The sequence below is a fragment of the Thermosynechococcus sp. genome (assembly GCF_025999095.1).
Classification (GTDB): domain Bacteria; phylum Cyanobacteriota; class Cyanobacteriia; order Thermosynechococcales; family Thermosynechococcaceae; genus Thermosynechococcus.
Genome location: NZ_AP024678.1, coordinates 466,388 through 479,572 on the forward strand (window position 1 = coordinate 466,388; position 13,185 = coordinate 479,572).

Consider the following 13,185-nt stretch of genomic DNA (forward strand, 5'->3'; position numbering starts at 1 on the left):
AGTACTTTTAGTGTACCGAGAAGGGAGTGTCAAAAAGGCAAAACAAAAAGTCAAAAAGTGTCTAGTTGCCACTGCCCATGGACAGTTGTCTGTCAGGCCTTTGCCAACCTGTGGAGTCTCGCGGCGCCCCGCCAGGACTTCTTCCATAGGCAGTCGGGTGGGGGTGTGCCATCTTTGTAAGAAGAACTGTATGTTAATAATAGAAGGGAATGCACCGCCATTGCGCTCGCTGAGGTGGCCATGATTGAAATGACTGTTGCTGGGATTGCCCTTGATGCCACTAACCGCCGCACACCAATTGTGTTGCTCAAAGACGGTGCTGGACGGCGAGCACTGCCCATCTGGATTGGTGATAATGAGGCGCGGGCAATTTTAATGGCCTTGGAAAATCAACGGGCACCGCGACCGATGACCCATGATCTGATGGCAGATATTCTCAACGAATGGAATATCACCCTAGAGCGGGTGGTCATCCACTCCCTCGAAGACAACACCTACTATGCGGTGCTGACGCTGCGCCAAGGAGAAACGCGTAAAGACATTGATGCTCGTCCTAGCGATGCAATCGCGCTTGCCCTGCGCTGTGATTGCCCGATTTGGGTGATGGAAGCCGTTGTTGCCGATGCCTCGATTCCCGTCGATCGCGATGCAGACGAGGAAGAACGCCAAGCCTTTCGCCGCTTTTTAGATTCGATTCGCCCTGAGGATTTTGTGCAGCAGGGACGGGGAATGGAGGAGGATTCCTCCGCAGGTTAGGATGCGTTACCGCCCGTTTGGTCGCACCGGGTTAGAGCTCTCGGTGTTTTCCCTGGGAACGATGCGGGCCTTGGGCAGTCCAGAGGTGATGCAAGCGGTGATTGAGGGGGCGATCGCCCACGGCATTAACCATATTGAGACCGCCGCCGCCTACGGTGCCAGCGAAGCCTACATTGGCCGTGCCCTGAAGGCATTGGGGCAGCCCGCCGTCTTTATCACCACCAAACTATTGCCCCAAGGGGATGCGGATCACGTCCAGCGACAAATTGAGCAATCCCTTGAACGTCTCCAAGTCCCCCGCTTAGACGGTGTCGCCCTCCATGGAGTGAATACCCCTGAGCATCTGGCGTGGCTGAGCAGTGAAGGGATGGCCATGCTACGGCAATTGCAGGCAAAGGGGGTGATTGGCGCCCTAGGCTTTTCCAGTCATGGTCCCTTAGAGATCATTTTGTCGGCGATCGCCAGCAATCAATTTGACTTTGTGAATCTCCATTACACCTACTTTCAGCAACGCAATGCCCCAGCGATCGCTGCTGCCGCTGAGCAGAATCTAGGCATTTTCATCATCTCCCCAGCCGACAAAGGGGGAAAACTCTACCAACCTTCCCAACGGCTGCAAGATCTCTGTGCCCCTTTTCACCCGCTCCATTGGAGCTATCGTTGGTTGCTCAGCCAGCCTGCCATCACAACCTTGAGCATTGGGCCTGCCACCGTTGCCGAGTTGGCCTTTCCCTTGGCCGTGGCCGATCAGGTGGGTCCCCTCAGCCCCGAAGAGCAAGCCGTGGGCGATCGCCTCCAAGCGGTGATGCAGGCCGCCCTAGGCAGCGATCTCTGTCGCCAATGCTATGCCTGTCTGCCCTGCCCGCAGGAGATTCACATTCCCGAGGTGTTGCGACTCCACAACTTGGCTGTCGCCTACGACATGACCGAGTTTGGCAAATATCGCTATGGGATGTTTGGCCGCGCTGGGCATTGGTTTCCCGGACAACCCGCCAACCGCTGTACTGAATGTGGCGATTGTTTGCCTCGCTGTCCCAGTCGCTTAGAGATTCCGCGGCTATTGCGGGAAACCCATGAGCAGTTGCAGGGCAGCTCGCGATCGCGCCTTTGGCAGACGATCTAGGCCGCCGCCTTTGCCATCACTGCTAATAATTCTCGCCATAGCCGTTGGGTCACAGGTCCTGGGCAAACCGGAAAGATAACCTCATGCACTTGGCGAATCGGCATTAGCAGGCGCACCGAGGAACTGAGAAAGCCCTCACTGGCTCCTGCTAGATCCTGTGGGGTGAGAATCACTTCCCGATGGGGAATACCCAAGTCTGCAACGATCTGCAACAGCGTCGCGCGCGTAATTCCGTGGAGGATGCCAACGGCGGTGGGGGGTGTCTCGACCACACCATCACGGACAATCCAGAAGTTACTGGTCGTGGCCTCCGTAATCTGCCCTTGGGCATTGAGAAGAAGGGCGTCCTCAAAACCCGCCTGCTGCGCCTCCAATAGCGCCAAGATATTGTTGAGGTAATTGCCCGTTTTAGCTGCCGGATCAAGGGCAGCAGTGCTTGTGCGTTGCCGCTTTGCAATGGCAAGGCGAATGCCCTGTTCACTCAATGTTGGTTCGGGGGCGATCGCCATCAACACAATCAATAGCCGCGGTTGGGTGGTCGGTTCTGGCAATAGGCCAATGCGGCGATCGCCACCACGGGTCACCACAATCCGAATGTAGTATTCTCCTGTGGGGGCAGCCGCTAACGTGCGTTGAACTTCTTGGGTAATGTACTCATCAGACCAGGGCACACTCATGTAGAGATAGGCGGCTGAGGCGCGCAATCGTGCTAGGTGCTCTGGCAGGGCAAAGGGAATCCCCCGGTACGTACGAATCACCTCATAAACACTGTCACCGTAGAGAAACCCCCGATCAAAAACAGAAATGGAGGCCTCTGGCGTAATCACCCCATCCAAGTTGCACAGCAGCACCCGCCCTCTCCCCTAGGGTTGGCGTTCCACTTCGGCTTTCATGCGCTCAAGGGTTTGATGCATTTGATCAAACATGGTTTGGGGAGACATCCCAAACTGGCTCAGTTGAGTTTCCAGTTGTTTGATGGTCATCTGCGCCATAAAGTCATCGGACAACTCAAACCGCTTCATAAAAATACGGTAGCGGTCCATGAGTTCTTCCATTTTCTCGATATAAATTTTTTTACCTTCGCGGTCAAATTTGCCGTACTCGGAGCCAAGCTGCATCAACTGCTGGTAGTCCTGAAACAGACGTTGCGCTTCCTGTTGAACAATTTCTGAATCAAAGAATCCCATACGACCCTGCCCGATACAGCAACAACCAAAATGGCAACGCTTGACTCTTTGGTTTGTTATCTAATGGCATTTTATCAAAGGCACTTTAGGCGGGGGTGAGAGGGAAAACCGATCCTTTACTCAAAGTTTGGGCCCAAGCGATCGCCGCCAGAAAACTCTGGGGGTCTGCTACCCCTGTACCCGCGATATCAAAGGCCGTGCCGTGATCGGGAGAGGTGCGAATAAAAGGCAAGCCAATGGTTGTATTCACCGCCTGCCGAAAGGCGAGCATCTTCACGGGAATCAATCCCTGATCATGGTAAAGAGCGAGGTAGGCATCGTAGGCGGTGGCGGGGGCAGGACGTCCCCACCACGCATCGGCAGCCCCAATCCAGAGGGTATCGGCGGGCACAGGGCCAATCAGTTCAACTTCGGGATACTGCTGCTGGGCTGCTGCGAGCCATGGAATCAGCCAAGTCACTTCCTCTTGGCCTAAGTGTCCCTGCTCACCACTGTGGGGATTCAATCCAGCAATGGCAATGCGAGGCCGCTCTAGATGTCGCCGCTCCTTCAGGAACTGCACCAGCAGTGCCAGTTTTTCGCTTAGGCATTGCGGCGTCAGGGCTTTGGGAACGGCCTGGAGGGGGATATGGGTAGTCGCTAGCAGTGTAGTCAGAACCCAGCCGCTCACCGGCGATCGCCCCAGAAACAACATGCCCACATGGGCAGTTCCTGTGAAGTGAGCCAGCACTTCCGTTTGACCAGGAAAGGTATAACCGACCGCTTGCCAGCTGGCCTTAGAAATCGGTGCCGTTACAATTCCGGCCACCTCGCCGGCGATCGCCCGCTGAATGGCGGTTTTGAGATAGGCAAAGCTGGCAGCCCCACTGGCAACACTGGGATGCCCTGGCACAATCACCGCGTCGAGGGGATGCTCCCATATCTGAAGCTGGGCGGGATCAATGGCCACCTGTCCCTGTTGACATAGGCGAGCATAGGTCTCCTCTAATACTTGGCCTGTACCCGCAATAAAAAACTGCCCTAACATTTCTGAGGGCAGATGAGCTAGGGCTTTCAGGAGAATTTCTGGGCCAATACCCGCCGGATCCCCAAGGGTGAGGGCAAGGGACATCCTAGGCTTCTTGAAGAATCGGTGCCGCCGAATCGTCTTCGGTGGCCTCGGGAATATCCTCCATCCCTTCCTCAGTGGTCTCTCCTGCGGCCTGCTGCTGTTGTTGCAGGAGCTGCTGCCGATAGCGCTCTGCCATCTCTTCAGCTTTTTCATAGACCAGCTGGCGATTTTTCACCATATCACCGGGTTCTGGCTCCAGTTGCTTCGTGGAAAGGGAAATCCGACCCCGCTCCGCATCCAGGTCAATAATCATCACCTTGACCTGGTCATTGACATTGAAAACACTGTGGGGGGTATCAATGTGATCGTGGGAAATCTCAGAAATGTGCAGCAGCCCACTGACACCACCAATGTCAATGAAGGCACCGTAGGGCTTAATCCCACGCACCGTTCCAACCACCACTTCGCCCACCTCCAGTTTGTTCATCTTGCGCTCGACAAGGGCACGGCGGTGGCTGAGTACGAGGCGGTTGCGCTCTTCATCAACCTCTAAAAACTTCAGGGGGAGTTCCTCACCCACCAACTCTTCTTTGTTGACACGGGTGCTGATGTGGGAACCGGGAATAAAGCCCCGCAGCCCTTCAATGCGGACAAGGGCACCCCCACGGTTGGTGGCAAAGACCTGGGAGCGAACCGTGGCATCTTCGGCTTGGAGTTGGCGAACGCGCTCCCAAGCCCGCATGTACTCAATGCGACGAATTGAGAGGGTAAGCTGCCCTTCCTCGTTTTCATCCGCCAGGATAAAGAACTCGCGGGTTTCGTTAGGTTGCAGTACCTCTTCCGGACTCTCAATCCGGTTGATAGACATTTCTTGAATGGGGATATAGGCGGCGGTTTTCGCACCGATGTCAATCAGGGCACCCTTTGGTTCGATGCTAAAGACGGTGCCAGCAACAATGTCGCCGGGGTTGAAGTGGTAATCGTACCGGTCCAGTAAGGCTGCAAAATCAGCATGCGTAAAGCCCACGTCTAACGTTTTTTCCTGATTGACCATGCGAGTGTTTTCCTAGCTCCTTTAACGAAAATGGGGGTGTATAGTGAGTTATCAAGCGGGCAGAAGTGGGTGCCATACGCAATCATACCAGCGATCGCTCGAACACTTTCTGACTGGATCTACAATGTTAGCCTAGAGTTTGCCCGTTGGCTAGCGGAATCGATAAAATTTTGGTCACTGATGAAGATAAATGTTAATTTTTGTGTACTACTGAGGAGTGGGCATGGCGCGACTAAACCGCCGACAGCTCAAGCAATTTTGGCAGGAGTTCCGCGAATTTGCCCTGAGGGGGAATGTCATTGAGCTGGCGATCGCTGTTGTCGTCGGTGGGGCCTTTGGCCGCATGGTGACTTCCCTTGTTGAAGACTTGATCATGCCTTTGGTCAATCCCCTGATTCCCGGGGGCGACTGGCGCGACCTCACCGTCGGGTCAGGGCTTAGAATTGGCAAGTTCTTGGGCAGTTTCCTTGACTTTGGGGTAATTGCCCTGAGCCTGTTTATTCTCCTGAAGCTGATTTTACCTTTTCTGCCTAAGAAGCCCCCTGCCCCCGAACAACGGGAGTGTCCCTATTGCTTGGAGTGGGTACCCCTCAAAGCAACTCGCTGCCGTGCCTGCACTGCTGAACTGCCACCGCTTTAGGAGTCCTGGCAATGCAACGGTGGCAACGCTGGTTCTCTGGGCTATGGGTGGGGCTATGGCTGAGCATCCTAATCAGTTGCGCAACAGCACCGCCTCCCCCAGGCACCCAGATTGAGTTCTGGACGATGCAACTGCAACCGAAATTTACTGATTACTTCAATCGCCTGATTGCGGCATTTGAAGCCCAACATCCCGATGTCCACGTGCGCTGGGTGGATATTCCTTGGACGGCAATGCAGACCAAAATTCTCATGGCGGTGTTAGCGGGCACGGCTCCCGATGTGGTGAACCTCAATCCCGACTTTGCGGCGTTGTTGGCAGGACGCAATGCTTGGCTAAATCTCAATGACTATGTACCCCCCGCTGTCCGTGAGCGCTATCTACCGAATATCTGGCAGGCTACGACGTTAGAGGGCAAGAGCTTTGCCGTGCCGTGGTACCTCACCTCACGGGTAACGATTTATAACAAGGCGATTCTTGCCGCCGCTGGGGTCGATCGCCCCCCCCAAACCTTTGCCGAACTGGCCAGTGTAGCTAAAGCGGTGAAGGAAAAAACAGGCAAATATGCCTTCTTTATCACCATGGTACCCGAGGACTCTGCCGAACTGATGCAGGCCATGGTGCAGATGGGGGTGAAGTTAGTAGATGAGCAAGGCCGTGCTGCCTTTAATTCCGCCGCGGGCAAAGCTGTTTTCCAGTATTGGCTGGATCTCTATCGTCAGGGACTCTTGCCACCGCAGGTGCTCACCGAAGGCCACCGTCAAGGCATTGAGCTGTATCAATCGGGACAAACAGCTCTATTGATGACCAGTCCGGAATTTTTGAACGCGATCGCCACCAATGCCCCCGGTATTGCAGCGGTTTCAGCCCCCGCTCCCCAGTTGACGGGCGAGACTGGCAAAAAAAATGTTGCTGTGATGAATTTACTGGTGCCCCGCCAGAGTCGCCATCCTGAACTGGCCGTAGAATTTGCCCTCTTTGTTACCAATGATCACAACCAACTTGCCTTTGCTAAGGAAGCAAATGTCCTGCCTTCTACACAAGCAGCCTTAGCGGATCCCTACTTTCGTACCATTGGCGCAAATGCCACTCCTGTAGACATTGCCCGCTCCGTCAGTGCTGCTCAAATGGGCCAAGCAGAGGTTCTCATTCCCCCGCTGCGGGATATTAAGGAGCTACAACGACTCCTCTATGAGAATTTGCAGGCAGTTCTCTTAGGACAAAAGACAATTGATCAGGCACTCGCGGATGCAGAAAGCGCATGGAATAGCCGCTTAGGATAAATTTCCCCAGGTCTCAAATCTCTACCTGCATACCAAGCTCCACCACCTGTTCAGATGGCAGGCGGAAGTAGGTCATGGCATCCTCGGCGTTGCGGTATAGCCAAGCAAATACAACCTTTTGCCAATAGGTCATGCCGGGGGAGTGGGTTGGGATGATTGTCCGACGGCCTAAGAAAAAACTCATGGGTTGGCCCTTGAGGGGGAGATTGAGGGCATGTTGGCAAGTTTCAAGGGCAAGTAGCAGATCCGGGCGATCGCGAAACCCCGAGGTAAGGATGATTTCATAAATACCGACATCTGTGACCCTATAGGCCAATTGTTCCGATAGGGGCACATGGGGTGAATTCGCAGTTGCTAAATGGATAAAAATCGTCTGCTGATGCAACACATGGTTGTGCTGAAGGTTTTGAATAAAGCTGGGTGGAATCGTGTGGGGAAGGGGTGAGAAGAAAACAGCAATCCCCGGCACACGGGCAACCCCTTGACTGAGCAGCTCCTTGAGGGAGAAACGCGCATTCGCTTGCAGGAGTTGCTGACGCAGCAGAACCTGCCCTTGTCGCCACGTCCCTAAGAGCATATAGACAACCCCACCGAAAGCGAGGGGATACCACCCACCGTGGGGAATCTTGAGAGCGTTGCCGATTAGGAAAGCAATTTCAATAACTAAAATACTGACCCAAACAAGGCCAATTTGCAGAATAGACCACCGCCATAGGTGCCGCGCCACCAGAATCAAGCAGAGGGTTGTAACCACCATGGTTAGGTTAACCGCCAAACCATAGGCACCTGCAAGTTCCGATGACTTTCTAAAGGTCATGACCAACAGCACAACCGTCACCAGTAACAACCAGTTGATCACAGGAATATAAATCTGACCACGGTGATGATCATCCGTAGCATCAATGCGCAGGCGAGGCAGATAGCCTAACTTTATGGCCGCCGCCGTCATTGAAAAAGCGCCTGAGATCACTGCTTGAGACGCAATGACGGTGGCCAATGTACTGAGGATGACTAGGGGCAATACGCTCCACTCAGGTACAAGTTGAAAAAAGAGATTATGGGTGGCTGTTGGATGCTTGAGAATGAACGCACCCTGCCCCAGATAATTCAAGGCAAGGGCGGGAAAGACCAGACGATACCACGCCAAGCGAATTGGCTGGATGCCAAAGTGTCCCATATCGGCATACATGGCCTCGGCACCCGTCAGTGCCAAAATCACTACTCCCAAGAGGAAAAACACTTGGGGAGGATGGCTGTAAAGCAGTTGTACTCCCCACCAAGGATTGAGGGCATTCAGAATTCGGGGCTGCTCGAAGATGTGGATGGCCCCAAGGATGCCTAGGGTCATAAACCAGAGGAACATGATAGGGCCAAAGACCTGCCCCACTTGGGTGGTACCCCGATGTTGAAACCAAAACAACCCCACTAAAATAACCACCGTCAGTGGAACTGTCCAAGCCCCAAGCTGAGGACTGAGTACCTCTAACCCCTCAACGGCAGAGAGGACACTAATTGCAGGGGTAATCGTGCTATCTCCATAAAACATGGCCGCCCCCACCAGGCCGAAAATGATCACCCAGCGCCGCCATTGGGAACTGAGGCGAATTCGCGAGAGGACAAGGGCCATCAGGGGAAAAATGCCCCCTTCACCACCGTTGTCAGCACGCAGGGCAAAGGTTGCGTATTTCAGGGTTGGAATAAGGACAAGCGCCCAGAGGATCAAAGAGAGAATGCCGTAGATATTGGCAGGGGTAACTGCTAGGAGGTGGAGAGGGTTAAAGGTTTCCTCAAAGGCATAGAGGGGACTTGTCCCGAGATCACCATAGACGACGCCGAGGGCACCCAGAATAAGCAACCTTGAGGGTTGATGGTCAGCATTCGTTTTAGTCATGGCTGGATGGAGTGAGTTAGTGACTTAAGCTATCGAAGCGGATATTCGCTTGAGCCATGCGTTTAAGGGCTTCACCTAGGCGATCGCAATCGGCAATGAGACTGATCCGCACGTATCCTTCACCGCCTTCGCCAAAGGCATTGCCGGGGGTCACAACAATACCCGTTTCCTGAAGCAGCTTGAGGGCAAAATCTGTCGAACTCATGCCCAGGGGGACGGGCACCCAGAGATACATGGTTGCTTGGGTTGGGGTGAGTTGCCAGCCAAGTTCATTCAAGCCTTGAATCAGAAAATCTCGCCGCTGACGATAGCGATCGCACACGGAGGCAATGTAGCTATCGGGCAGGCTCAGGGCGACCTCTGCGGCTTTCTGTAAAACCGAAAAAACCCCATAGTCCAAGTTGGTTTTCAGGGTACGCAAGCCCTGGATAATGTGGCGGTTGCCCACGACAAACCCAACCCGCCAACCCGCCATGTTATAGGTTTTTGAGAGGGTATGGAACTCAACGCCGATTTCCTTGGCACCGGGGATTTCGAGTAAGCTGGTGGGTTGATAGCCATCAAAGGCCAGTTCGGCGTAGCAAAGGTCATGCACTAAAAGGATTTGATATTCGCGGGCAAAGGCAACCACTTCTTCAAAAAAGGAGCGGGGGGCGATCGCCGCCGTGGGGTTGCTGGGATAGTTGAAGTACAAAACCTTGGCTTGGCGGGCAATGTCGCTGGGAATCTCACTGAGATCAATGAGCCAACCCTTTTCCCGTTTGAGAAGGAGGGAATAGATGTTGGCACCGGCGATCGCCGGCCCCCGAAAATGGGCAGGATAGGCCGGGCTAGGCACAAGGACGACATCCCCCGGATTCACGTAGGCAAGGGCAAGGTGCGTCAGTCCCTCCTTTGATCCCAAAAGGGGTAGGGCTTCACCCTCGGGATCCAGGAAAACATTATAGCGGCGCTGATACCAGCGAGTAATGGCCTGCCGGAAAACGGCTGTGCCTTCAAAGGGGGGATAACCGTGGTAGCTGGGTTCCTCAAAGGCAGCAATAGCGGCTTCAATCACTGGCCGCGGTGCTGAGCCATCGGGATTACCCATGCCCAAGTCAATGAGGTCGAGTCCCTGCTGCCGCGCTTTCAGCTTGAGTTCATCAAGGCGAGCAAAAACGTAGGGGGGCAATGCCCCAAGGCGATCGGCTGGCTGAATCCACTCTAACCCCATCTAGCGGGCACTCCCATCCAAGACTTTGGCGCTGTAGCCGACCACGGTGGACACCATTGCTTCTAGGACTAGGTCAGGGGTCACGGGAAACGGCAGATAGTGAATATCGGAATGGGGTGCACAGGCAACCGTAGCTGCGTGCTGGAGTTGCGCCAAGCTGGCCTCTCGGAAGCCCAAATCCTCTAAACTCAGGGGCAGACCCACCTGTTCATAAAACTGGCAAAGTTGATGGCGAGCACTGGTGGCCAGTTGACTGCCTTGGACAATCTCTTCCAAGCGTAGTTGGACAAGAATACCGTAGGCCACTTTTTCACCGTGGAGGGTGCCCTTACTTTGGGGCAGTTGGGTCAAACCGTTGTGGATGGCATGGGCTGCTACTGTGCGGCATTGGGCACCCCCCAATCCACCGATCATTCCTGCCATCAGGACACTGGCATCAACCACATTTTCCCAAGCGGGACTGCCCACATTCGCCAGGGCTTCGGCAGACTGCTGTAGGAGAATATCGCGCAATACCCGCGCTTGCTGTACAGCAGCGACAATCAGGGTTTCTTGGCGGTGGCCACTACTCACCGAAGCCTCATACCACTTGGCCAGGGCATCACCAATGCCGGCAAGCAGGGTTCGCTTCGGAGCTGTTTGAATCAGGGCGTAGTCCAACAGCAGCAGATCTGGGCAACGGTGGAGTGCCACATCATAGGCAAAAGCACCGGCCTCTGTATAAACATTGGAAAGGGCTGTCCAAGCAGCGCAGGTGGCTGCCGACGTGGGGATGGTCACCACGGGCAAGTGAAGTTGGTGCCCCAAGAGCTTAGCGGTATCCAACGCTTTGCCACCGCCAATGCCGATGATCAGATCACTGCCTTGAGCCTCTTGGCGGAGTTGGGCAAGGATAGACTCACTGCACTCCCCGTGGAATGTTCCTACGGTGAAGCTAAGATCATAGCAGTGGGCGATCGCCTGCCACTCCTGCTCAAGCAGCTGATACCGCTGCGGTGAAACCACTAAAAGGGGATGATGCCCCAATTGTGCAATAGCTTCCCCGGCTGGGGAGAGAATTGACCAACCGCGATAGACGTGGGTAGGCGCGATGCAAAGGGATGAAAAAGCAGCAGTCACAGGCTGTACAAACAAACGGCAGGAGCTTCTCGCAGCATAGAGCGGTTTTCGCTCTTGCCATAGAGATTTTCCACTATCTTAACTACTTTTCTGCTGACTTTCCGTTTGCACGTACAAAATAATCAAAAACACGCTTGGCACCAGCACAAACAGGGCAGTTGCAATCAAGCCGAGTTGGTTGACTTCCATGGTATCTGTCCCAATAACGCTGAATTTTATTTTATCAATGCTGTGCGCCCCTGGGGGCGATCGCTCCCAGCCAAGGTGGTGATCACAGATTCGGCAATGTTTTGGGCGGTTACGGGAGCCAGCAAAATACCGTTGCGGTAGTGCCCGGTGGCAAGCCAAGTGTGGTCGTCTATTTTTTCGATGATTGGTGCTGGGCGATCGCTCGGACGCGGTCGCACTCCCTGCCACTGTTGCGTTAAGGGAGCTGTTTGCAAAACCGGCCAAAGCTCGCTGGCTCGTCTATGGAGTTGAGCAAGGGTTTGGGGATTCCCAATTAAAGTGTTGCCCTCCACAGTGGCACCCACCCAGACCTGCCCCCAAGGCAAAGGGACAAAATGAATCCCTTCAGCGGTCATCACTGGTGTATTCGCCTCAACCTGACAGGCGAACTCTAGGGCTTGTCCTAAAACCGGTTCCAGAGTAACAGGGCGATCCAGGGCTTGAGTGAGGGGCGTTGTCCCGAGACCCGCCGCTAAAATTAGGCATTCGGTCTCAACCGAGCCCTGATCCAATTCCAGAACCCACCCCCGCGATCGCTGTAAAGACCTGACGGGGCTTTGATAGCGGAATTGCACCCCCCGTTGACGAGCGGCTTGGCGCAAGGCTTGAGTGAAGGGTTTCGGTGCGACCTGGCGATCGCCCGTTGCCCACAGGGCGCCGTGAACAAGCTGAGGATTCACAAGGGAAAATTGATCCTGCACCGCCTGGGCCGAGAGCCACTGCGCGCCTTGGGGGGCCTGTTCTTGCAGCCATGCTTGGGTAGCGATCGCCGCCGCTTCTGTGGTGCAAATTTCCAGAATGCCTTGGCGTTGGTAGGGGATCTGGATCCCAGTTTGCGCCTCCAGTTCTGGAATCAGGGTTTCGTAGCGTGCCAAGCTGGCCTGGCGCAGTTGAAAGTTGCGTCCGCGCCGCCGCCGACTGAGATGGACAATGAGAACCCCTAGGGCGGCGCCTGTCGCTTGCCAATCTTCCTCCCCCTGGGCTTCAAGGACAAGAATCGGTGTTGCCGCTGCATCAAGAACCCGACTCAGTTCATAGGCGATCGCCGAACCCACCACGCCGGCGCCCACAATCGTCACCGTTGCATTTGCTGGCAGCACCGTCACAGCGTGGCAACTGTATTCACTAATTCCCAGTTTTCATTTTCGGCGATGGCGCGACTCACACGGTCAAACCATTCAAAGCAGTGATTATTTTTCTTGAGGGTCAGTTCCTTGTTCTTGAGCACCAGATCAAACTTGGTGACATCCTTTTGGGGTGTGGTTTTATCAATCAGGACTTCAACGGTAACCAGTTGGGACATTGAAATAGTATCGACCGTCCTCTCCCGTGCCACCACGTAATCATCCCCGACATGGGTCACTGTCAAATCGCAGGCCTCTAGGGTTTGCACCAGCTCTTCCTTTAGCCGTGCCCGGGGGAGTGCAATCGTAACAACACGAGCATATCGAGCCATAACCGCCAAGTGGTAAACTAATAATCTGCAAATAATGGTTCTGGTGTGATCACGGCGCAAATGGAGTGCTGTCGCTGCTAGGGCGTCTAGGACATCACAGGGAATTAAGCATTACGCCCATTGTATGGGTTCCTTGCATCGTACCGGCCGCCTGCCGCGATTATATCAAACCTTTTCTTGAAAT

General features: G+C 54.5%; 14 protein-coding genes. 4 read left to right on the forward strand and 10 right to left on the reverse strand.

Features of this window, described 5'->3' with window-relative positions:
• Positions 1–240: 240 nt before the first annotated feature.
• On the forward strand, positions 241–756 hold the full coding sequence (locus tag Q0W94_RS02340) for a bifunctional nuclease family protein (protein ID WP_297760569.1): 516 nt from the start codon (positions 241–243) through the stop codon (positions 754–756).
• A gap of 1 nt (position 757) precedes the next feature.
• Positions 758–1,879: an aldo/keto reductase gene (locus Q0W94_RS02345; RefSeq protein WP_297760572.1), complete on the forward strand. Its 1,122-nt coding sequence runs from the start codon at positions 758–760 to the stop codon at positions 1,877–1,879.
• On the opposite strand, the gene Q0W94_RS02350 is transcribed toward Q0W94_RS02345, so the two are convergent.
• The 4 genes from Q0W94_RS02350 to Q0W94_RS02365 form a co-directional block, all read right to left on the reverse strand.
• Positions 1,876–2,730, reverse strand: a complete 855-nt coding sequence (locus Q0W94_RS02350) for an aminotransferase class IV (protein ID WP_297760575.1) — start codon at positions 2,728–2,730, stop codon at positions 1,876–1,878. The two genes, Q0W94_RS02345 and Q0W94_RS02350, sit on opposite strands and share 4 nt — an antisense overlap.
• Positions 2,731–2,742: 12 nt before the next feature.
• A complete protein-coding gene (locus tag Q0W94_RS02355) occupies positions 2,743–3,066 on the reverse strand; it encodes a DUF1825 family protein (protein WP_011057879.1) in 324 nt (107 codons plus the stop codon).
• A gap of 85 nt (positions 3,067–3,151) precedes the next feature.
• The gene (gene pdxA, locus Q0W94_RS02360) at positions 3,152–4,177 is read right to left on the reverse strand and encodes a 4-hydroxythreonine-4-phosphate dehydrogenase PdxA (RefSeq protein WP_297760578.1); all 1,026 of its coding nucleotides are present in this window, start codon (positions 4,175–4,177) and stop codon (positions 3,152–3,154) included.
• A gap of 1 nt (position 4,178) precedes the next feature.
• Positions 4,179–5,171 carry a 30S ribosomal protein S1 gene (locus tag Q0W94_RS02365; protein ID WP_297760581.1) on the reverse strand — a complete coding sequence of 331 codons (993 nt, stop codon included), beginning with the start codon at positions 5,169–5,171 and terminating at the stop codon, positions 4,179–4,181.
• Between the two features lie 223 nt (positions 5,172–5,394).
• On the opposite strand from Q0W94_RS02365, the gene mscL reads away from it, so the two are divergent.
• Together mscL and Q0W94_RS02375 are read left to right on the forward strand one after the other, a co-directional pair.
• Positions 5,395–5,811 (forward strand): large conductance mechanosensitive channel protein MscL, encoded by a 417-nt coding sequence (mscL, locus tag Q0W94_RS02370; RefSeq protein ID WP_297760584.1) that lies wholly within the window; start codon positions 5,395–5,397, stop codon positions 5,809–5,811.
• Positions 5,812–5,822: 11 nt separating this feature from the next.
• Positions 5,823–7,094: an ABC transporter substrate-binding protein gene (locus tag Q0W94_RS02375; RefSeq protein WP_297760587.1), complete on the forward strand. Its 1,272-nt coding sequence runs from the start codon at positions 5,823–5,825 to the stop codon at positions 7,092–7,094.
• A gap of 13 nt (positions 7,095–7,107) precedes the next feature.
• Here Q0W94_RS02375 and Q0W94_RS02380 read toward each other — a convergent pair whose 3' ends face one another.
• The 6 genes from Q0W94_RS02380 to Q0W94_RS02405 form a co-directional block, all read right to left on the reverse strand.
• Positions 7,108–8,985: a potassium transporter Kup gene (locus tag Q0W94_RS02380; RefSeq protein ID WP_297760590.1), complete on the reverse strand. Its 1,878-nt coding sequence runs from the start codon at positions 8,983–8,985 to the stop codon at positions 7,108–7,110.
• A 16-nt stretch (positions 8,986–9,001) separates the two neighbouring features.
• A complete protein-coding gene (locus Q0W94_RS02385; protein WP_297760593.1) occupies positions 9,002–10,198 on the reverse strand; it encodes an aspartate aminotransferase in 1,197 nt (398 codons plus the stop codon).
• Complete coding sequence (locus Q0W94_RS02390) at positions 10,199–11,317, reverse strand: iron-containing alcohol dehydrogenase family protein (RefSeq protein WP_297760596.1); 1,119 nt, start codon at positions 11,315–11,317, stop codon at positions 10,199–10,201.
• Positions 11,318–11,395: 78 nt separating this feature from the next.
• On the reverse strand, positions 11,396–11,506 hold the full coding sequence (psbM, locus tag Q0W94_RS02395) for a photosystem II reaction center protein PsbM (RefSeq protein ID WP_011057887.1): 111 nt from the start codon (positions 11,504–11,506) through the stop codon (positions 11,396–11,398).
• A gap of 26 nt (positions 11,507–11,532) precedes the next feature.
• The gene (locus Q0W94_RS02400) at positions 11,533–12,651 is read right to left on the reverse strand and encodes an FAD-binding oxidoreductase (RefSeq protein ID WP_297760599.1); all 1,119 of its coding nucleotides are present in this window, start codon (positions 12,649–12,651) and stop codon (positions 11,533–11,535) included.
• A complete protein-coding gene (locus Q0W94_RS02405) occupies positions 12,648–13,001 on the reverse strand; it encodes a hypothetical protein (protein ID WP_297760602.1) in 354 nt (117 codons plus the stop codon). The genes Q0W94_RS02400 and Q0W94_RS02405 overlap by 4 nt, the downstream gene beginning before the upstream one ends.
• Between the last annotated feature and the right edge of the window lie 184 nt (positions 13,002–13,185).

Bases quoted from the DNA above. Each gene is read 5' to 3' on its own strand.
- Q0W94_RS02340 (WP_297760569.1), top strand. From the start codon at position 241: ATGATTGAAATGACTGTTGCTGGGATTGCCCTTGATGCCACTAACCGC.
- Q0W94_RS02345 (WP_297760572.1), top strand. From the start codon at position 758: ATGCGTTACCGCCCGTTTGGTCGCACCGGGTTAGAGCTCTCGGTGTTT.
- Q0W94_RS02355 (WP_011057879.1), bottom strand. From the start codon at position 3,066: ATGGGATTCTTTGATTCAGAAATTGTTCAACAGGAAGCGCAACGTCTG.
- pdxA (WP_297760578.1), bottom strand. From the start codon at position 4,177: ATGTCCCTTGCCCTCACCCTTGGGGATCCGGCGGGTATTGGCCCAGAA.
- Q0W94_RS02365 (WP_297760581.1), bottom strand. From the start codon at position 5,171: ATGGTCAATCAGGAAAAAACGTTAGACGTGGGCTTTACGCATGCTGAT.
- mscL (WP_297760584.1), top strand. From the start codon at position 5,395: ATGGCGCGACTAAACCGCCGACAGCTCAAGCAATTTTGGCAGGAGTTC.
- Q0W94_RS02375 (WP_297760587.1), top strand. From the start codon at position 5,823: ATGCAACGGTGGCAACGCTGGTTCTCTGGGCTATGGGTGGGGCTATGG.
- Q0W94_RS02380 (WP_297760590.1), bottom strand. From the start codon at position 8,985: ATGACTAAAACGAATGCTGACCATCAACCCTCAAGGTTGCTTATTCTG.
- Q0W94_RS02385 (WP_297760593.1), bottom strand. From the start codon at position 10,198: ATGGGGTTAGAGTGGATTCAGCCAGCCGATCGCCTTGGGGCATTGCCC.
- psbM (WP_011057887.1), bottom strand. From the start codon at position 11,506: ATGGAAGTCAACCAACTCGGCTTGATTGCAACTGCCCTGTTTGTGCTG.
- Q0W94_RS02405 (WP_297760602.1), bottom strand. From the start codon at position 13,001: ATGGCTCGATATGCTCGTGTTGTTACGATTGCACTCCCCCGGGCACGG.